This window comes from Thiothrix lacustris DSM 21227 (assembly GCF_000621325.1).
Lineage (GTDB): Bacteria > Pseudomonadota > Gammaproteobacteria > Thiotrichales > Thiotrichaceae > Thiothrix > Thiothrix lacustris.
In genome coordinates, this window is record NZ_JHYQ01000016.1 from 74896 (window position 1) to 94764 (window position 19869).

Annotated in this window: 13 protein-coding genes; 12 read left to right on the plus strand and 1 reads right to left on the minus strand. The window is 54.5% G+C overall.

Annotation, left to right across the window (positions count from 1 at the left end):
* Positions 1-11: 11 nt before the first annotated feature.
* The 12 genes from Q394_RS0108870 (at position 12) to Q394_RS0108925 (ending at position 18844) form a co-directional block, all read left to right on the plus strand.
* On the plus strand, positions 12-1397 hold the full coding sequence (locus Q394_RS0108870; RefSeq protein WP_028488981.1) for a sigma-54-dependent transcriptional regulator: 1386 nt from the start codon (positions 12-14) through the stop codon (positions 1395-1397).
* Positions 1398-1406: 9 nt separating this feature from the next.
* Positions 1407-2780, plus strand: a complete 1374-nt coding sequence (gene trkA, locus Q394_RS0108875) for a Trk system potassium transporter TrkA (RefSeq protein WP_028488982.1) — start codon at positions 1407-1409, stop codon at positions 2778-2780.
* A 12-nt stretch (positions 2781-2792) separates the two neighbouring features.
* Complete coding sequence (locus Q394_RS0108880) at positions 2793-4244, plus strand: TrkH family potassium uptake protein (protein ID WP_028488983.1); 1452 nt, start codon at positions 2793-2795, stop codon at positions 4242-4244.
* An 18-nt stretch (positions 4245-4262) separates the two neighbouring features.
* Positions 4263-5714 (plus strand): TrkH family potassium uptake protein, encoded by a 1452-nt coding sequence (locus Q394_RS0108885; protein ID WP_028488984.1) that lies wholly within the window; start codon positions 4263-4265, stop codon positions 5712-5714.
* Between the two features lie 152 nt (positions 5715-5866).
* A complete protein-coding gene (locus Q394_RS21420; RefSeq protein WP_051543158.1) occupies positions 5867-6487 on the plus strand; it encodes a GspH/FimT family pseudopilin in 621 nt (206 codons plus the stop codon).
* A gap of 171 nt (positions 6488-6658) precedes the next feature.
* Entirely contained in the window at positions 6659-8311 is a 1653-nt protein-coding gene (gene pgi, locus Q394_RS19645) for a glucose-6-phosphate isomerase (RefSeq protein WP_051543163.1), read from the plus strand.
* 12 nt (positions 8312-8323) lie between these two features.
* Positions 8324-9652, plus strand: a complete 1329-nt coding sequence (glgC, locus tag Q394_RS0108900; RefSeq protein WP_028488985.1) for a glucose-1-phosphate adenylyltransferase — start codon at positions 8324-8326, stop codon at positions 9650-9652.
* The gene (locus Q394_RS0108905; protein WP_028488986.1) at positions 9634-11355 is read left to right on the plus strand and encodes a glycoside hydrolase family 57 protein; all 1722 of its coding nucleotides are present in this window, start codon (positions 9634-9636) and stop codon (positions 11353-11355) included. The genes glgC and Q394_RS0108905 overlap by 19 nt, the downstream gene beginning before the upstream one ends.
* Positions 11355-12764 carry a 4-alpha-glucanotransferase gene (gene malQ / locus Q394_RS0108910; RefSeq protein ID WP_028488987.1) on the plus strand — a complete coding sequence of 470 codons (1410 nt, stop codon included), beginning with the start codon at positions 11355-11357 and terminating at the stop codon, positions 12762-12764. The genes Q394_RS0108905 and malQ overlap by 1 nt, the downstream gene beginning before the upstream one ends.
* Positions 12685-14880, plus strand: a complete 2196-nt coding sequence (gene glgB / locus Q394_RS0108915; RefSeq protein WP_245606758.1) for a 1,4-alpha-glucan branching protein GlgB — start codon at positions 12685-12687, stop codon at positions 14878-14880. Before malQ ends, glgB begins: the two co-directional genes overlap by 80 nt.
* Positions 14880-16349, plus strand: coding sequence for a glycogen synthase GlgA (glgA, locus tag Q394_RS0108920; protein WP_028488989.1), 1470 nt, complete (start codon positions 14880-14882; stop codon positions 16347-16349). Before glgB ends, glgA begins: the two co-directional genes overlap by 1 nt.
* The gene (locus tag Q394_RS0108925; RefSeq protein ID WP_028488990.1) at positions 16346-18844 is read left to right on the plus strand and encodes a glycogen/starch/alpha-glucan phosphorylase; all 2499 of its coding nucleotides are present in this window, start codon (positions 16346-16348) and stop codon (positions 18842-18844) included. The genes glgA and Q394_RS0108925 overlap by 4 nt, the downstream gene beginning before the upstream one ends.
* Here the strand turns inward: Q394_RS0108925 and ispH are convergent, their stop codons facing one another.
* Positions 18845-19783, minus strand: a complete 939-nt coding sequence (ispH, locus tag Q394_RS0108930; RefSeq protein WP_028488991.1) for a 4-hydroxy-3-methylbut-2-enyl diphosphate reductase — start codon at positions 19781-19783, stop codon at positions 18845-18847.
* Positions 19784-19869: the final 86 nt, after the last annotated feature.

The window sequence follows — 19869 nt, forward strand, 5'->3', positions numbered from 1 at the left end:
GAGCAGGGAAGATGACAGCACAATACATCATGGTCGTAGACGACGAGCCGGACATCCGCCAACTTGTCAGTGAAATTCTCGAAGACGAAGGCTATCGGGTCGTGACTGCCGAAAATGCCGCCAAAGCCAAAGAACTGCACCGCAGCCGCAAACCCGACTTGGTACTCCTTGACATCTGGATGCCCGGGCAAGACGGCATTTCCCTGCTCAAGGAATGGCGTGAAAACGACACACTGTGCTGCCCGGTGATCATGATGTCCGGTCACGGCACGATTGAAACAGCGGTTGAAGCCACCAAGCTAGGCGCTCAAGATTTCATCGAAAAACCACTCTCGATGGCCAAAATGCTCTTGACCATCAGCAATGCCCTTCGCGCCAGCCAACTGGAAAAGGAAAATCGGGGTTTACGCAAACAAATCAGCAATTCGCTAGAACCCGTAGGCAGCAGCCAAACGATGCAACGGCTGCGAGAACAAGCCAAACGCATTGCCCAGCATGACACCCGGGTGTTGCTGTACGGCGAACCGGGCGTTGGCAAGGAAACCTTTGCCCGTCATATTCATGCACTCAGCAGCCGTAAGCAGCGCCCGTTTGTACGTGCTGCCCTATCCACCAGTAAAAGTACCGGCCACGCCTCCCTCAATAGCGTGCTATTTGGGCGTGAAGACCTTGGTAAAATTCAGTATGGCCTGCTTGACGAAGCCAATGGCGGGGTATTATTTCTAGCAGAAATTTTTGAGCTGGATCATGACGCCCAAAGCCGCCTGCTGAACGCCCTCAAGGAAAACCGTTACATGCGTATCGGTGGCAATGACTGGATTGACATGGATATTACCCTGATGGTGTCCTCTTCCCACGATTTGCAGGATGATGTCAAAGGCGGCAAGTTCAACGAAGAACTGTATTACTTGCTCAATATCGTACCGGTGATGATCCCCCCCCTGCACGAACACCCAGAAGATGTCCCTGAACTGCTCAACCATTACGTCGACATGCTCACCGCGCAAGAAGGCCTACCGTACCGGCATATTTCATTGGCGGCGCAAAACTTCCTACGCAACCACACTTGGCCCGGCAATATCCGCGAATTGCGCAATCTGGTACAGCGCTTGCTAATCCTCGGTACCGAAACAGAAGTCTCACTGGATGAGACAGAAGAAGCCGTCGGTGCACGTATTCCACTATTTTCGCAGGAAATCGGGCAAATCCCCGAAAGTCTGTTCGACCTACCACTACGTCAAGCACGCGAACAGTTTGAACACGACTACCTGATTTACCAGCTCAAACAGGCGGATGGTAATGTCAGCAAGCTCGCGGATCAGGTAAAAATGGAGCGCACCCATTTGTACCGCAAAATGCGTTCCCTCAACGTTGACCCCAAAAAATACGGACGCTAAACCCACGTTATGAAAATCCTGATCCTTGGCGCGGGGCAAGTTGGCCATTCCGTTGCCGCCTCACTGGCAAATGAAGACAACGATGTCACCATCGTCGATACCAATGCCACGGCGTTGCGAGACATACGCGAAAAGCTGGATGTGCGAGTAGAAATCGGCCAAGCCTCTTACCCGCGCGTGCTAGAACGCGCCGGGATAGAAGACGCCGACATGCTGATTGCCGTCACCAACAGCGACGAAATCAATATGGTGGCTTGCCAGATTGCGCATACCCTTTACCATACTCCGACCAAGATTGCCCGTATCCGCTCTTCACACTACTTGGATCACCCAGAGCTTTTTACCCCCGAATCCGTGCCGATTGACGTATTGATCAGCCCGGAACAACTGGTCACGGAACACATTTTTCGTCTAATTTCCCACCCTGGTGCTTTACAAATCATCAACTTCGCCGATGGCAAGGTACAGATAGTTGGGGTCAAGGCATTGCATGATGGCCCACTCATTGGTCATCCCTTGAAAGCCATGCGCGAACACATGCCCGGCGTGGAAGCACGCGTCGCCGCCATTTTCCGCAAAGGCAAGCCCATCAAGGCCAGCGAAGACACCATTGTCGAAGTCAACGATGAAATCCTATTCATCGCCAGTCCCAAACATATCCGCTCCATTATCAGTGAGTTGCGCAAACTGGATAAGCCTTACAAGCGCATCATGCTGGCGGGTGGCGGCAATATCGGCAACCGGCTAGCACGCTTACTGGAAGCCTCACGTTATCAGGTCAAAATCATTGAAAAAAACAATGACCGCGCCGCCAAACTAGCCGAGCGCCTCGACAAAACCATCGTGCTGGAAGGCGATGCCGCCGACGAAAACTTGCTGATCGAAGAAAACATCGAAAACACCGATGTATTTGTCGCCATCACCAATGATGACGAAGCCAATATCCTCTCCTCCATGCTCGCCAAACGTTTAGGGGCAAGACGGGTCATGTGCCTGATTAATCGCCCCAGCTACATTGATCTGGTGGAAAGCAGCATCGACCTTGCCATTTCCCCGCAGCAAATCACCATTGGTGCTTTACTAACCCACATCCGCCGGGGCGACATTGTGGCCGTACACGCACTGCGTCGGGGGTCTGCCGAAGCCATCGAAGTAGTTGCTCACGGCGATTACAAAACCTCCCGTGTGGTGGGAAGACGCTTAGATGAAATCAAGCTTCCTCCTAGCACAACCATTGGCGCACTCATACGCGGGGAAACTATCCTCATGGCAGCTCATAATATTGTCGTGCAAGCAGATGACCATATCATTATGCTCGTGACCGACAAACGCTACGTGCCTGCCGTGGAAAAACTGTTCCAGGTGGGTCTTCACTACTTCTGACGCGACAGGCTTATGCAATACAAAGTCATTCAGCGTATTTTAGGTCTACTGATCATGGTGTTCAGTTTGACCATGCTCCCCCCGATTCTGGTCGGCTGGATGATGGGTGACCCAGAATTGACACCCTTTTGGGAAGGTTTTTTGCTGACCCTTGCCGTAGGGTTTGTGCTGTGGCTACCCGTACACCGGGAACGGCGTGACCTGCGCCTGCGCGATGGCTTCCTGATTGCAGTGTTGTTTTGGACAATGCTCAGTGCCGTAGGCATGACGCCCTTTCTGCTAGCAGACGAGTTAAACATGAGCGCCGCCGATGCTTTTTTTGAAACCGTATCGGGGTTTACTACAACGGGTGCAACGGTTCTGGTCGGTATCGACAGCTTGCCACGTTCTCTGAACTTTTATCGCATGGAACTGCACTGGCTGGGGGGCATGGGGATTATCGTGCTGGCCGTTGCCATCCTGCCTATGCTAGGCGTTGGGGGAATGCAGCTTTATCGAGCCGAAACACCAGGCCCGATCAAGGATGCCAAGCTGACGCCGCGCATTACCGAAACCGCCAAGCTATTGTGGTACGTGTATCTGGCGCTGACACTGCTGTGTGTATTCGCCTATCGGGTTGCTGGCATGAACTGGTTTGATGCGGTTTGCCATGCGTTTTCCGTGCTATCGACCGGCGGGTTTTCTACCCATGACTCCAGCATGGCGTATTTCGACAATGGGCTGATTGATTACATCACCATTTTTTTCATGTTACTGGCAGGCATGAATTTCAGCCTGCATTTTGTGGTGTGGAACCAGCGTGAACTAGGGCTTTATTGGCGGGACTCAGAATTCCGTGCCTATATCAGTGTGATTGTGTTACTGACCCTGACAGCCTTTGCTTTATTGATGGGCTTTCATACTCTCACCGATCCTGAGCAGGCTTTCCGCTACGCTTTATTCCATGTGACATCGGTGATGACCTCGACAGGTTTGATCGTCACCGATCATTCGGTTTGGCCTAACCTGTTGCCTGTTTTGCTGATTTTTTCCAGCTTTGTGGGGGGCTGTGCGGGTTCGACAGGTGGGGGGATCAAGGTTATTCGCTTCCTGTTGTTGATGAAACAAGGCATACGCGAAGTCACACTCTTGCCGCACCCGGCAGCTCACCTTCACATCAAGATCAACGGGGAACCGGTATCTGAGCAAGTCGTGAAGTCCATATGGGGATTTTTTGCCATGTATATCGCGGTATTTACGGTTTTCATGCTCGGTTTGATCGCAGCGGGAGAAAATCAGGTCACCGCTTTTTCCGCAGTAGCTGCCACGCTGAATAATATGGGCGTTGGGCTAGGTGATGTGGCGTCCAATTTTGCGGGGTTGAATGATTTTTCTAAATGGTGGCTATCACTGGCGATGCTCATGGGACGGCTAGAACTATTTACTGTGCTAGTATTGTTAACGCCTGCCTTCTGGCGTCGCTGAGAGTAATTAAGAGGTTTAGTGCAGTTTAGAGTCATACAACGGGTACTGGGTTTATTACTGATGGTATTCAGCTTGACCATGTTACCGCCTATTTTAGTGGGCTGGGCAATGGGTGACCCCGATATCATGCCATTCTGGGAAAGCCTGGCGTTGTTATTGCTCGGCGGGTTATTACTATGGTTCCCCGTGTACCGACAACGGGGTGAATTGCGCTCGCGGGATGGTTTCCTGATTGTGGTGCTGTTCTGGGTGGTGCTGGGCGTTTCAGGTTCACTCCCGTTTATCTTCTCGGATGCTGTCGACATTTCAGTCACAGATGCGGTGTTTGAATCCATTTCCGGCCTGACAACCACCGGGGCAACGGTCATTGTCGGGTTGGATGGCTTACCCCGTTCCGTGTTGTTTTACCGACAGGAATTGCAGTGGTTGGGCGGTATGGGGATTATCGTGTTAGCCGTGGCTATCTTGCCGATTCTGGGTGTAGGTGGGATGCAGCTTTACCGTGCCGAAACACCAGGCCCCATGAAAGATACGAAGTTAACCCCGCGCATTACCGAAACCGCCAAGTTGTTATGGTATATCTACCTCGCGCTCACCGTGCTATGTGCCATCGCTTTTCGGATAGGGGGCATGGATTGGTTCGATGCAGTTTCCCACAGTTTCAGCACGGTTGCGATTGGTGGTTTTTCAACCCATGATTCCAGCATGGCGCATTTTGATAGCACGGTATTGGAATCCATCGCCATCGTGTTCATGTTGTTGGGCGGCGTCAATTTTGGCTTGCACTTCATGGCATGGCGCAGTGTCAGTATCCGGGGTTATCTACGCGATTCAGAGTTCAGGGCGTATGCCAGTATGATTGGCGGGTTAGCATTGGTCAGCACGGTCTACCTGTTTTATACCGAAACCCATGCTGAATTATCGCAGGCGTTACGGCATTCCTTGTTTCATGTGGTTTCCATCGCGACAACCACAGGCTTCACCACCACAGGCTACAGTGAGTGGCCGGGCTTTTTACCTGTTTTGTTATTGTTCGCCAGTTTCATTGGCGGGTGCGCAGGCTCTACCGCTGGCGGTATGAAGGTTATCCGTTTCCTGTTATTGGTGAAGCAGGGTATGCGTGAGGTGAAGCGATTAATTCACCCTAATGCCCGCATACGCATCAAAATCAACCGCCACCCATTACCTGAAAATGTAGTACAGGCGGTTTGGGGATTTTTCTCAGTCTACATTGCCGTATTTGTGGGCTTTATGTTGGTACTGATGGCGCGTGGACATGATCAGATCACCGCTTTTTCCGCCGTAGCTGCCTCGCTAAACAACCTCGGCCCCGGCTTGGGTAATGTCGCGGGTAACTTTGCGAGCTTGGATGATTTCTCAAAATGGTGGCTATGCCTGGCAATGCTAATGGGGCGCTTGGAGCTATTCACCATGCTGGTTGTGTTGACACCTGCATTCTGGCGCAAGTAGTACGGTTAATCTGTTCTGTAAAGCCGTTCATCACTCTCATCCCGTGCTGACTGGGTGGATTCGGTATACTCCGCCACACAAGGAAGTATGTGCATGGCATGGACGCCTTTCCCTAAATCCCCGCAATAATAAAACAACTAAGGGAATACCTCATGAGCAAGTACTCGCAAAGTGGCATGACCATGATAGAGCTTCTCGTTACTATCGCCATAGTAGCGATACTAGCCAGCATGGCGATGCCATCACTACGTGAAATGATTGAAAACAACCGCCTAACTTCCCTTAATAATCAATTAGTCTCGACCCTCAACTATGTGCGGGCTGAATCTGTCAAGCGTACTTACAATGTCACGATGTGTGTGCGAGCTGATGATGGTACAGATGCAGACTCGGAACCGGAATGTGCCACATCTGGCGGTTTTGAAAACGGCTGGATCGTGTTTGTAGACTGCAATGGTAATAACCAACTGGATTCAACCGGCTGCAATTACGGCCCCGGCAACACCAATGCGAGAGAAGAAATCCTGCTGGATACCACACCCGACTTCAATGGCATAACCATCACCAGCAATAGCAGCAACCCAAACATCATTAGCTACAAACCCAACGGCAATGTCGCGAATGCTGGAACATTAACCATTGGCACAGAAGGTGCTGCTGAACTAGAACTTGACTTTGCCCTGAATACCACCCCCCGTTACAAGATAGTTATTTCAGCACTGACTGGGCGTATTCGTTCTTGTAAAGTTAAAACAGGCACCAGTGGCTGCTGATGAATAATCCCTTGGCATGAATAAAATTTAATTGCGTGTTCGGTTGGTTTCGCGGAAAATCTTTTAGGTTTTACAACAACAAACATGCGCCAGATCAATGCGGTGCAGCAATTTTCCGGCATATAATTTGCATAAACAAGATTCTGCCGGCCACCCGAACAAGGAGAGATCATGCAGAAGCCACCAATGCACCACACCGTCAATCAAGCCTTACAACACCATTACCAAACACTGCGCACCGTCCACATGCGTGAACTGTTCGCGGCTGACCCCGAACGCTTCGAGCACTTTTCCCTGCAAGTCGGCGATATCTTGCTCGACTATTCCAAAAACCGTATCACCGCTGAAACCCTGCAATTGCTGACACAACTGGCGGAAGTCGCCGATGTGGCAGGCTGGCGCGACCGCATGTTCCAAGGCGACAAAATCAACAATACCGAACAGCGTGCCGTGCTGCACACCGCCTTGCGTAACCAAAGCAATACACCCGTGAGGGTGGATGGCGAAGATGTCATGCCCGATGTCAACGCGGTCATCGCCCAGATGAGCGCATTCGCCGAGCGGGTACGCAGCGGCGCGTGGACAGGCTATACTGGCAAAGCCATTGTGGATGTGGTGAACATTGGCATCGGCGGTTCCGACCTTGGCCCGCACATGGTGTATCAGGCGCTCAAAACCTACCGGCATTCACGGCTGGAGATGCATTATGTCTCCAACGTTGATGGTGCGCACATCAAGGAAAAACTGGAAACCCTCGACCCCGAAACCACCCTGTTCATCGTCGCCTCGAAAACCTTTACCACGCAGGAAACCATGACCAATGCCGCCTATGCGCGTGACTGGTTCCTGCAACACGCGGGGGATGCCGCGCATATCGCCAAGCATTTCGTCGCCGTTTCCACCAACCGTGAAGCCGTCACCGACTTCGGGATTGACCCGGACAATATGTTCGGTTTCTGGGACTGGGTAGGCGGGCGCTATTCGCTGTGGTCAGCCATTGGGCTTTCCATCGTGCTGGCGGTCGGTGCAGACAACTTCCGCCGCTTGCTGGGTGGCGCACACGAGATGGACACGCACTTCCGAGATGCACCATTTGAGCGCAATATGCCGGTCATCATGGCGCTGTTAGGCGTTTGGTACAGCAATTTCTTTGGGGCAGCCACGCAGGCAATCTTGCCTTACGACCATTACTTGCGCAGCTTGCCGCTGTACCTGCAACAGGCTGACATGGAAAGCAACGGTAAATCTGTCGACCGCGACGGGCACAACGTGGATTACGAAACCGGCCCAATCATCTGGGGCACGAGTGGCATTAACGGGCAACACGCTTTTTACCAGTTGATCCATCAGGGAACACGCTTGATTCCGGCGGATTTCATCATTTCAGCGACCCAGCCCAACGGCTTGCACGAGCAGCATGACATCCTCATGGCCAACTTTCTGGCGCAAACCGAAGCCTTAATGCACGGGCGCTCCCTTGAGGAAACCATCAGCGGTGGCGTCAGCGAACCCCATGCCCCCAAAGTCTTTGCAGGCAACCACCCCAGCAACGCCCTGTTACTGGATGCGCTCACCCCGCACAGTCTGGGAATGCTAATTGCCCTCTACGAACACAAGATTTTCGTGCAAGGCATTATCTGGAACCTGAACTCCTTCGACCAATGGGGCGTGGAACTCGGCAAGCAACTCGCCAAACGCATCCAACCCGAACTGAATACCACCGAAGCCGTCACCAGCCACGATGCTTCCACCAATGGCCTGATCAACCACTATCGCCAGCGCCGCCATGCAGCGATGCAGAGTGGCAAAGCGCCGCACCATTAAGGACGACACACCATGACACTGGACAAAGATCAACAGGCGAAACTGTACCGCTACTACACCGAGCCTAAAATGGTCACCGAATACACCCGTAAAACCCTGGCCTTGGTGCTGGCAGGTGGCGAAGGTTCGCGCCTTAAAGACCTGACCCAATGGCGGGCAAAACCTGCCGTGCCGTTTGGCGGCAAATACCGCATTATCGACTTCGCCCTGTCGAACTGTGTGAACTCCGGCATCCGCCGCGTCGGGGTGCTGACCCAGTACAAATCGCATTCCATGATCCGCCACTTGCAACGCGCTTGGGGTTTCATGCGGGCTGAAATCGGTGAGTTTGTTGAAATCCTCCCCGCGCAGCAGCGTACCAGCAAAAAAGAATGGTATCAGGGCACGGCAGACGCCTTGTTCCAGAACATCGACATCGTGCAACGCCATGACCCGGAATACGTGCTGGTGCTGGGTGGCGACCACATCTACACCATGGATTATTCCAAGATGTTGTTGCACCACGTCAACTCCAAAGCCGATTTCACCGTCGGTTGCATTGAAGTGCCGGTGGAAGAGGCCAAAGGCTTTGGGGTAATGTCAGTCGACGAAAACTTGCGCATTACCAAATTTACCGAGAAGCCTGCACACCCGGAAGAGATTGCTGACAAACCGGGCATGGCGCTGGCGTCGATGGGCATTTACATTTTCTCGCGCGACTTCCTCTACAAGGTGTTGTACGAAGATGCGGCGAAAGTGCATTCCTCGCGGGATTTCGGGCGGGATATTATTCCTTCCAACATCCACACCTCCACCGCGATGGCTTTCCCGTTCCGCACCGATAAAGGCGAACCGGGCTACTGGCGCGATGTGGGCACGGTGCATTCCTACTGGCAAGCCAATATGGAACTGTGCGCGGTCGACCCTGAACTGAATTTGTATAATCGTGATTGGGCGATTTGGACGTACCAGCCGCAATACCCGCCTGCCAAATTTGTCTTCGACGATGACGGTCGCCGGGGTGAAGCGATTGACTCGCTGATTTCAGCCGGGTGCATCCTGTCCGGGGCGCGGGTAAAACGCTCGCTGGTGTTTTTTGCCACCACCATTGAAAGTTATTCCTCCATCAAGGACAGCGTGATCTTACCCAAGGTCAGCATTGGCAAGAACTGCCGGATCACCAAGGCCATTATCGACAAAGGCACGGTGATCCCCGACGGTACGATTATTGGGGAAGACCTCGAACTCGACCGCAAACGCTTCCACGTCACGCCCGAAGGCATTGTACTGGTCACTGCGGAGATGATGGGGCAGAAATTACGCACAGGCGATAGGGATATGTTATGGCGAATGGCCAGTTAAATGTTGTTCTCTGCTGGCACATGCATCAGCCGTGGTATCGCAATGGGTTAGACGGTGAATACCGCCTGCCGTGGGTTTACTTGCATGGCATCAAGGATTACAGCGACATGGCGGCGCATCTGGAAAAAAATACCCGGATGCGTACTGTGGTCAACTTTGCCCCGGTTTTACTGGAGCAAATTGACGATTACGCCCAGCAGTTAAGTGCCTTTTTGAGCAAGGGCACTGCCATGCAGGACAAATTGCTGAACTTGCTGGCAGGGGTAATTCCCGTCCCCACCGACACGGCGGGACGGGCAGACTTGATTGCCGAGTGCCAGCGATGCCATGCGCCGACCATGATCCACCCGCACGCACCGTTTCAGCGCCTGTTCAAAATGATTGGCGCAACCGATGACTCAGGGGTGGGCAGCCAACATTTCCGTTGTTCGCTGGCGTATTTGAGCGACCAGTACTTTCTGGATTTGCTGACGTGGTATCACTTGGCATGGATAGGGCAATCGTTGCAGGATTTGCCGATCATTCAGCGCCTGTTACAGCAGGGCAGCGAATTCAGCCTCGCTGACCGGCGCGACTTGCTGGGTGTGATGCGTGATTGTCTGGGCAGCCTGATCCCGCGCTACCGCAAACTGGCGGAGCGCGGGCAGGTGGAACTGTCGATGACGCCTTACATGCACCCGATTGTGCCGTTGCTGAACGATTTCCAGAACCTGCACTGTTCCTTGCCGGAAGCACCGGTGCCGCAGGCCAGCGAATACCCCGGCGGGGTAGCGCGGTCGCGTTGGCATCTGGAACGGGGCATTGCGGTGTTCGAGCACTATTTCGGCCTGAAACCACAGGGCGTATGGCTCTCGGAAGGCGGGATCAGCGATGACGCCGTGCAATTGCTGGATGAAATCGGTATCCGCTGGACGGCTTCCGGTGAAGGTGTGTGGCGTAACAGTTGCCGCCTGTCCGCTTATGATGGCGCAGACGAGCACAGTAAACGCAGCCTGTTCATGCCGTATCAGCAACCCGACAGCAATGTGCGCCTGTTCTTCCGCGATGACGGCTTGTCTGACCTGATTGGCTTCAAATACAGCGACTGGCACGCCCGCGATGCAGTGGCCGATTTTGTGCAACATCTGGAAAACATTGCGGTATTCCTCAACCAGAATGCCTCAAAACAAGTGGTGTCGATCATTCTGGATGGCGAAAATGCATGGGAATATTACCCGAAAAACGGTACGTATTTCCTCGATGCCCTGTACGCCGCCCTCAGCAGTTCCGACCAGATTAAAATGGTCACGTTTGCTGAGGCCAGCCACTTGCCGACGCGCCCCCTGCCTGCCATTTGTGCGGGAAGTTGGGTGTATGGCTCATTCTCCACGTGGATCGGTTCAGTCGACAAGAACCGGGGCTGGGATTATCTCGCCGCCGCCAAAGTCGCTTTCGATGCGGTGATGGCAGCAGGCACCTTGGACAAACAGCAGCAGGAACTCGCCAGCCGCCAACTGGGGATCTGTGAAGGTTCCGACTGGTTCTGGTGGTTCGGCGATTACAACCCGGCGGACAGTGTGCGCGACTTTGAACGCCTGTTCCGGCAACAATTGCGCAAACTTTACGAAATGCTGGCAGTAGCAGCGCCGGATTATCTGGATAAACCCATGTCCCACGGCGGGGCAATAGCTGAAAACGCTGGCACAATGCGTAGGAATACCTGATGGGCAATTTACAAACGATTGGACGCGCGGCAGGTATCCTGCTGCACCCTACCTCATTGCCCTCCGGCAAACTGGACGCAGATGCTTACCGCTGGGTCGACTGGCTCGCAACAGCAGGCTTCAAGGTCTGGCAAATGTTGCCGCTGGGTGTACCGCTGGCAGGGTTATCACCCTACCAATGCGCCTCCGCCTTTGCCGTGAATCCGGGATTGTTTGAGGAAAAATCCCCCCCAGCCCCCCTTTTGCAAAGGGGGGAGTATGAGCACTGGTACGAAAACCAGAAGCACTGGGTCGAAGACTACGCCCTGTTCATGGTGCTTAAGCAGCAATTCAACGGGCAGGAATGGAGCGCATGGCCAGAAGCCTTCCGCAGCCGCACCCCGCAGACCCTATTTGCGGCACGCGGTGAACACGCCGAAGACATCGCTGCCATCATCCACGAGCAATACGACTGCTGGCGGCAGTGGCAGGCATTACGCAGCTATGCGCGGGAACACGGCGTGTACCTGTTCGGTGACATGCCCATCTTTGTGGCTTACGACAGTGCCGATGTGTGGGCGCACCCCGCACGTTTCCTGCTGGATGACACCGGCACGCCGACGTTTGTGACCGGCGTTCCCCCCGACTATTTCTCCGAAACGGGGCAGCGTTGGGGCAATCCGCACTATAACTGGGAACACATGCAGGCCGAAAACTTCGAGTGGTGGCGACAACGGCTGGCCTATCACTTTGAATTTTTCGATCTGGTACGGCTTGACCATTTCCGGGGGCTGGCAGCAAGCTGGATGATTCCGGTCAGTGAGCCAACCGCCATCAACGGTTACTGGCAAGACGTTGCCGGGGACGCGATGCTCGCCAGCATTCAAGCCGCCATGGGCAATATCCCACTGGTTGCTGAAGATTTGGGCGTGATTACCCCGGATGTGACCGCGCTGCGTGACAAATACGGCTTGCCGGGTATGAGCGTATTACAATTTGGTTTTGACCACTTTGAAGATAACCCGCACAAGCCGCAAAATGTCCGCGACAATACCGTGTATTATACGGGTACACACGACAACGACACCTTGCAAGGCTGGTTCACCAGTCTGGACTCGGGAATGCAGCAGCACGTCATGCAAGTGCTGGGCATTCACGACACCTCACAGGTGACAGATGCGATGCTGAATACCATCCTCGGCAGCCGCGCCTTGCTCGCGATCATCCCCTTGCAGGATTTACTGCACTTAGGCAGCGAAGCCCGCATGAATACCCCCGGCACAGTGGAGGGTAATTGGGCGTGGCGTGTCGACTGGTCAGACATACCAAAAACTCTGGCATCACAATTGCATGAAACACTACAGGGACACCAGCGAAATGAACGAGAACTTGCGTCGGATACAACAAGGCACACATCACGACCCGTTTGATTGGCTGGGATGGCATCCGCTACCGGATGGCCACTGGGTGCTGCGTAGTTTCATGCCTGCCGCTGAAGCGGTTGAAATCGTCGGGCATGGTCTCATGGCACGCCTGGAAGGTACTGATTGTTTTGAAGCGAGGTTTCCCCCTTCGACTACCCCCTTCGCCTCGCATCCCGCCCTAAGCTGGCAGGACAAACAAGCAGGTAACTGGCACGATGCCGTCTGTCCCTATACGTTTACGCCACAAATAGGCGACCTTGACCTGCATCTCCTCGGGCAAGGTCGCCATCACCACGCCTGGAAAGTGCTGGGTGCACGTTTCACCGAAGTGGATGGCGTGACCGGCTCACTGTTTGCGGTGTGGGCACCAGCGGTCAAGCGTGTCAGCGTGATCGGCGATTTCAATGCGTGGGATGGGCGACGTCACCCCATGCGGGTACGCGGCGATTCTGGCATCTGGGAAATCTTCATCCCCGGTCTGGCAGCAGGCACAGCTTACAAGTATGAAATCCTTAACCGTCACGATGCGATTGTGGTGAAAACCGACCCGTATGCACAGCAAATGTTCATGCGCCCGGAAACCACGTCCTGCGTACCTGTTGCCACGCCTTACGGCTGGCAAGATGGCGAGTGGATTACCGCTCGCGAAACCTTCGACTGGCAACATAAGCCACTCAGCGTTTACGAATTACACCCCGGTTCCTGGCGTAAGCACCCCGACGGGCGCTTTTATTCGTGGGCAGAATTAACCGCTACGCTGATCCCCTACGTGACCGACTTGAACTACACCCACATCGAGCTAATGCCAGTGGCGGAACACCCGCTGGATGAATCATGGGGTTATCAGGTGTCCGGCTATTACGCCCCCACCGCGCGTTACGGCACACCGGATGATTTCCGTGCCTTCGTGGATGCTTGCCACGTAGCGGGGCTGGGCGTGTTGCTGGACTGGGTTCCGGCGCATTTCCCCAAAGATGATTTTGCGCTGGCGAAATTTACCGGCGAACCGCTCTACGAACACGCTGACCCACGCCGGGGCGAACATCAGGACTGGGGCACGCTGATTTTCGATTTCGGGCGCAATGAGGTGAAAAACTTCCTGATTTCCAACGCGCTGTTCTGGATGGATGAATTCCACATCGACGGCCTGCGGGTGGATGCGGTGGCCTCGATGCTGTATCTGGATTACTCACGCAATGCCGGGGAATGGCTGCCCAACCAGTACGGCGGGCGCGAGAATATCGAGGCGATTGCCTTCCTGCGTGAAATGAATACCGTGGTGCATGGCTATTTCCCCGGCATACTGACGATTGCGGAAGAGTCCACCGCATGGCCTGCGGTATCGCGCCCGGTGGAAATCGGTGGTTTGGGTTTCAGCATGAAATGGAACATGGGCTGGATGAACGACAACCTGTCCTACATCGAGCAGAACCCGGTACACCGCAAATACCACCACAACCTGCTGACCTTCAGCCAAGTGTATTCCTACTCGGAAAACTTCGTACTGCCGCTGTCCCACGACGAAGTGGTGCATTTAAAGCACAGTATGCTGGATAAAATGCCGGGGGATTACTGGCAAGCCTTCGCCAACCTGCGGCTGTTTTATGCGTGGCATTACGCACACCCCGGCAAAAAGCTGCTGTTCATGGGCAGTGAATTCGGGCAGTGGGCAGAATGGAACGTGAAAAAGGAACTGGACTGGGCACTGTGCAACTTCCCGGCACATGACAGCATCCGCCATTTGCTGCGTGACTTGAACCACCTGTATCGGGAACAAGCCGCGTTACACCATTACGACTTTGATGGGCGCGGTTTCCAGTGGATTGATTGCCACGATTCTGATCAGTCGGTGCTGAGCTTGATTCGTCACGGGGAAAACCCCACCGATAAGCTGGTTATATTGCTAAACTTTACCCCTGTACCCCGTTACGCCTACCGTATTGGGGTTCCTGCTGCCGATCACTACCGCGAAGTGCTGAATACCGATTCGGAATACTACGGCGGGAGCAATTGCGGCAATGCAGGCATGATTCCGGTGCAAGCCCATCCGTGGATGGGGTTTGAGCATTCGGTCGAAGTAACCCTGCCGCCACTCGCGGCGCTGTTCTTACAAGCGTGCTGATGAAACTACTGTTTGTTGCCAGTGAAGTCTATCCACTGGTCAAAACCGGGGGCTTGGGCGATGTCGCCTACAGCCTGCCCGTTGCCCTGCATGGTGCGGATGTGGATGTGCGGCTCTTGCTGCCGGGCTACCGTGAGTTGTTACGCAAGTTAAGTAGCGTGCGCATCCTCGGCTGGCTGGAACTGCAAGGCGCAGGGCAAATGCACACCGTGCGCATTCTGCAAAGCCACCACCCCGACTACCCGTTCCCGCTGTGGATTGTGGATTGCCCGGCGCTGTTTGACCGCCCCGGCAACCCGTATTTGCAGCCGAATGGCTACGATTGGGCGGACAATGCCGAGCGTTTCACCGTGTTTGCGCGAGCCGCCACCGAACTGGCGCGGGATGCGCTGGATATTGGCTGGAAGCCGGAGGTGGTGCACGCGCATGACTGGCAAACCGGGCTGGTTCCCGCGTTTCTGGATGGCTTGCAACAGTGCCCGCAACGGATTTTCACCATCCACAACATGGCTTACGGCGGGCATTTTTCGCAGGCGGATTTCGTCAGCCTGAAACTGCCCAGCTATTGGTGGTCGGCAGAAGGCGCGGAATTTTACGGCGGCTTTTCGATGCTGAAAGCAGGCATTGTGTATTCGGATGCAGTGACGACGGTCAGCCCTACCTATGCCCGCGAAATTTGCACCCCGGCGTTTGGTTACGGCATGGATGGCTTGCTGCAATCACGGCGCTACAAACTGCACGGCATCCTTAACGGCATTGATACTGAGGTATGGAACCCTGCCACCGATAGCCACTTGCCCGCGCATTATTCCGCCGAACAGATTCAGCCCGGCAAAAGCCGTAACAAGCTGGCCTTGCTGCAACGTTTTGGGGTGGAAAATCCTGATACCCACCTGCCATTCCCGTTACTGGGCATGGTCAGCCGCTTGGTGGAACAGAAAGGTGTGGATCTGATCATCAACGCCATTCCCGATTTGCTGGCGACCACCGATGCGCGTTTCGTGCTGATCGGCGCAGGGCACAGCCATTTTGAACAACGCCTGCGGGAACTGGCAACGCTGCACCCCGAGCGGGTGTTTGTGTTCATCGGCTATGACGAACAATTGGCGCATTTGCTGGAAGCCGGGGCAGATATGTTCCTGATGCCGTCGCGCTTTGAACCGTGCGGTTTGAATCAGATGTACAGCTTGCGCTACGGCACGCCCCCCATCGTGCTGCATACCGGCGGGTTGGCGGATACGGTCGTGGATGCTTCCCAAGCCAATCTGGAACGGGGTATTGCCGACGGTTTCGTGTTCCACGAACCGATCACCAGTGTTTTGAAAGGCACGATCCTGCGGGCGCTGGATTGTTTTTACCAACCACGCTTGTGGCAACAAATACAAACAACCGGCATGAATCATGCATTCGGATGGGATAACAGTGCGGCAGAGTATCTGGCGCTATACAACAAAGGAGCAACACCGTGACAGAGCATTTTTCTCACCACATTCCTTATGTACCCGTACCGCTAGATCCGCTGTCGAATGATGCAGAGGCACTCGGTGAAGATTTCCAGCGCTACCTGTCCTACCACTTGGGGCGTTTTCAGGGTTGCAAGCCGGTCTATTTGTATCAGGCACTGGCGTACACCTTGCGCGACCGTTTGATGGTGGATTGGCGTGCGACTTGGGGCGATTACCTGCAACCGGGCAAACGCCGCGCCTACTACATGTCGCTGGAATTTTTGATCGGGCGTTCCCTCAGCAACAACCTGCTGAACCTCGATATTTGTGAACCGACCAAAACTGCCTTGCTGAACTATTGCACCAATATGGAAGAGGTTGCCTCTCAAGAACCGGATGCGGGTCTGGGCAACGGCGGCTTGGGGCGATTGGCCGCGTGTTTCATGGACAGTTGCGCCACCTTGCGCTTGCCGGTGGTGGGTTATGGCATCCGTTACGAATACGGCATGTTCCGCCAGCACATTGAAAACGGCTACCAGATCGAAGACCCTGACCATTGGCTGCGCGACGATAACCCCTGGGAAGTGGAACGTGCCGAATACAGCCAGCGCGTCCAGTTTGGCGGTTACACCGAACATTTCCTCGATCACAGCGGCAATCAGCGAGTACGTTGGGTTGGCACCAATGACGTGCTGGCCATACCGTTCGATATGCCGATTTCAGGCTATAAAAACAATACTGTCAATACCTTACGCTTGTGGAAAGCCACCGCCACCGACGAATTCAACCTCGACGAATTCAACGCAGGCAGTTACACCGAAGCGGTGGAAGCCAAGAACCACGCCGAACACATTTCGATGGTGCTCTACCCCAATGACAGCAGCGAAAACGGCAAGGAATTGCGCTTACGCCAGCAATATTTCCTCGCATCCGCCAGCTTGAAAGACGCCATCCGCTTGTGGGAACGTCAGGGCAATAGCGACTACAGCAAATTTGCTGCCGAACATGTGTTCCAGATGAATGACACCCACCCGACCATCGCGGTGGCGGAGCTGATGCGCATCCTGATGGATGACAAAGGCTTGAACTGGGATGAGGCTTGGAGCATTACCGCCAACTGCATGGCATACACCAACCACACCCTGTTGCCGGAAGCACTGGAACGCTGGGCGGTACATTTGTTCGCCAAACTGCTGCCGCGTTTGCTGGAAATCATCTACGAAATCAATGCACGCTTCCTGCGCCAAGTCGCCATGAAATGGCCGGGCGACACTGAGCGTCAGCGCCGTATGTCGATCATTGAAGAAGGCGCGGTACAACAAGTGCGTATGGCGTGGCTCGCCATTGTCGGCAGCTTCTCAGTCAACGGCGTGGCGGCTTTGCATTCGCAATTGCTGGTTGATGGCCTGTTCCACGACTTCTACCAACTCTGGCCGCACAAGTTCAACAACAAAACCAACGGTGTTACCCCTCGGCGCTGGGTTGCCCATGCAAACCCCGGCATGACCGCACTGATCAGCGAACACATCGGCAACGACTGGATACGCAACCTTGACCAACTGGCAAAACTTAAACCATTGGCCAACCCGGCGCAAATCGACTTCCATGCCCGCTGGCGCGAAGTCAAACTCGCCAATAAACAGCGCTTGGCAGCCTTGGTAAAACAGGAATGCGGGGTCGATTTCAACCCCACCGCGCTGTTCGATGTACAGGTCAAACGCATCCACGAATACAAGCGCCAGTTGCTCAACCTGCTGCACGTTGTCCACCTGTACCGCCGCATCAAGCTCGGCAAGCTGGAGAACTGGGCAAACCGTTGCGTGCTGATTGGTGGCAAGGCCGCCCCCGGTTACGTGATGGCAAAACGCATTATCAAGATGATCAACAGCGTGGCGGAAGTGATCAATAGCGACCCGGAAGTGAACGGCAGGCTGAAAGTTGCGTTCATACCCAACTACCGCGTTTCCAGCATGGAAGTCATCGCCCCGGCAGCCGACCTGTCAGAACAGATTTCCACCGCAGGCAAAGAAGCGTCCGGCACGGGCAATATGAAGTTCATGATGAACGGGGCGCTCACCATCGGCACGTATGACGGTGCAAACATCGAAATCATGGATGCGGTGGGGCAGGAAAACTTCTTCCTGTTCGGCTTACGCGCCAATGATGTGGATGAGTTACGCCATTGCTACCGCCCGTGGCATTACGTCGAGCAGGATGAAGACTTGCGCGGCGTGCTGGAACTGATCCGCAGCGGGCATTTCAGCATGAGCGAACCGGGCATTTTCGACATGGTGCTGGATGCGCTGATGAGCCAGAACGACCCGTGGATGACCCTTGCTGACTTCCGCAGCTACGTGAATGCGCAAGAACATGTAGCCGTGGCTTGGCAGGATCAGGAACACTGGACACGCATGAGCATCCTCAATACCGCCAGCAGCGGGTTCTTCTCCACCGACCGCACGATGGAAGAGTACAACCGCGAGATTTGGAAGCTGAAAGCGGGTGGCAATGGGGATTAATTAATCCCGCCGTAAGGCTTTCGGCAGCACAAACGAGACATTTTCAGTGATACCCGAATCCTGCACCCGCACATTCGCACCGTGCGCTTGCAGGTGGGCAATCACGCCTTCCACCAGCACTTCCGGGGCGGATGCGCCTGCGGTCACGCCAATGCTTTGCTTGCCGACCAGCCATTCGTCACGGATGTCTTCCGCGCCGTCGATCAGGTAAGCGGGTGTGCCGCGCTTTTCGGCAATTTCGCGCAAACGGTTGGAGTTGGAACTGTTGGGCGAACCCACCACGAGGATCATATCGCTTTCATCGGCAAGCTTTTTCAGCGCATCCTGACGGTTCTGGGTGGCGTAGCAAATGTCGTCTTTTTTCGGGCCGATGATGGCGGGGAAGCGGCTGCGCAAGGCATCAATCACGATGGAGGCATCATCCACCGACAAGGTAGTCTGGGTAACGAATGCCAGCTTTTCCGGGTTACGCACGTCCAATTCCGCCACTTCTTGCGGGGAATCGACCCGGTAGACCGCGCCGCCGTGTGACGTGTCGTATTGACCCATTGTGCCTTCGACTTCCGGGTGATTTTTGTGACCAATGAGGACGGTTTCGCGGCCTTCGCGGCTGTAACGCATCACTTCGATATGGACTTTCGTGACCAGCGGGCAAGTGGCATCGAATACTTTCAGGCCACGGCGTTTGGCTTCCTCCTGCACCGCCAGCGATACCCCGTGGGCGCTGAAAATGACCGTGGCATCGTCCGGCACTTCGTCGAGTTCCTGCACGAAAATCGCACCTTTTTCGCGCAAATTATTCACCACAAAGCGGTTATGCACGACTTCGTGACGCACGTAGATGGGTGCGCCGAGGATTTCTAGTGCTCGGTCGACAATTTCGATGGCACGGTCAACACCGGCACAAAAGCCGCGTGGGTTGGCGAGAATGGCTTGCATGAAAGGCTTCCGTCGGTCGTTTGTTACAGGAAAACTAAGCTACGCTATTCGCTTTACAGGCGCAACCTTGTAAGATACTCGCACCT

Excerpts from the sequence above, each read along its gene's own strand:
- trkA (WP_028488982.1), top strand. The coding sequence starts at position 1,407 with ATGAAAATCCTGATCCTTGGCGCGGGGCAAGTTGGCCATTCCGTTGCC.
- pgi (WP_051543163.1), top strand. The coding sequence starts at position 6,659 with ATGCAGAAGCCACCAATGCACCACACCGTCAATCAAGCCTTACAACAC.
- Q394_RS0108880 (WP_028488983.1), top strand. The coding sequence starts at position 2,793 with ATGCAATACAAAGTCATTCAGCGTATTTTAGGTCTACTGATCATGGTG.
- Q394_RS21420 (WP_051543158.1), top strand. The coding sequence starts at position 5,867 with ATGAGCAAGTACTCGCAAAGTGGCATGACCATGATAGAGCTTCTCGTT.
- glgC (WP_028488985.1), top strand. The coding sequence starts at position 8,324 with ATGACACTGGACAAAGATCAACAGGCGAAACTGTACCGCTACTACACC.
- Q394_RS0108870 (WP_028488981.1), top strand. The coding sequence starts at position 12 with ATGACAGCACAATACATCATGGTCGTAGACGACGAGCCGGACATCCGC.
- Q394_RS0108905 (WP_028488986.1), top strand. The coding sequence starts at position 9,634 with ATGGCGAATGGCCAGTTAAATGTTGTTCTCTGCTGGCACATGCATCAG.
- glgB (WP_245606758.1), top strand. The coding sequence starts at position 12,685 with ATGAAACACTACAGGGACACCAGCGAAATGAACGAGAACTTGCGTCGG.
- malQ (WP_028488987.1), top strand. The coding sequence starts at position 11,355 with ATGGGCAATTTACAAACGATTGGACGCGCGGCAGGTATCCTGCTGCAC.
- glgA (WP_028488989.1), top strand. The coding sequence starts at position 14,880 with ATGAAACTACTGTTTGTTGCCAGTGAAGTCTATCCACTGGTCAAAACC.
- ispH (WP_028488991.1), bottom strand. The coding sequence starts at position 19,783 with ATGCAAGCCATTCTCGCCAACCCACGCGGCTTTTGTGCCGGTGTTGAC.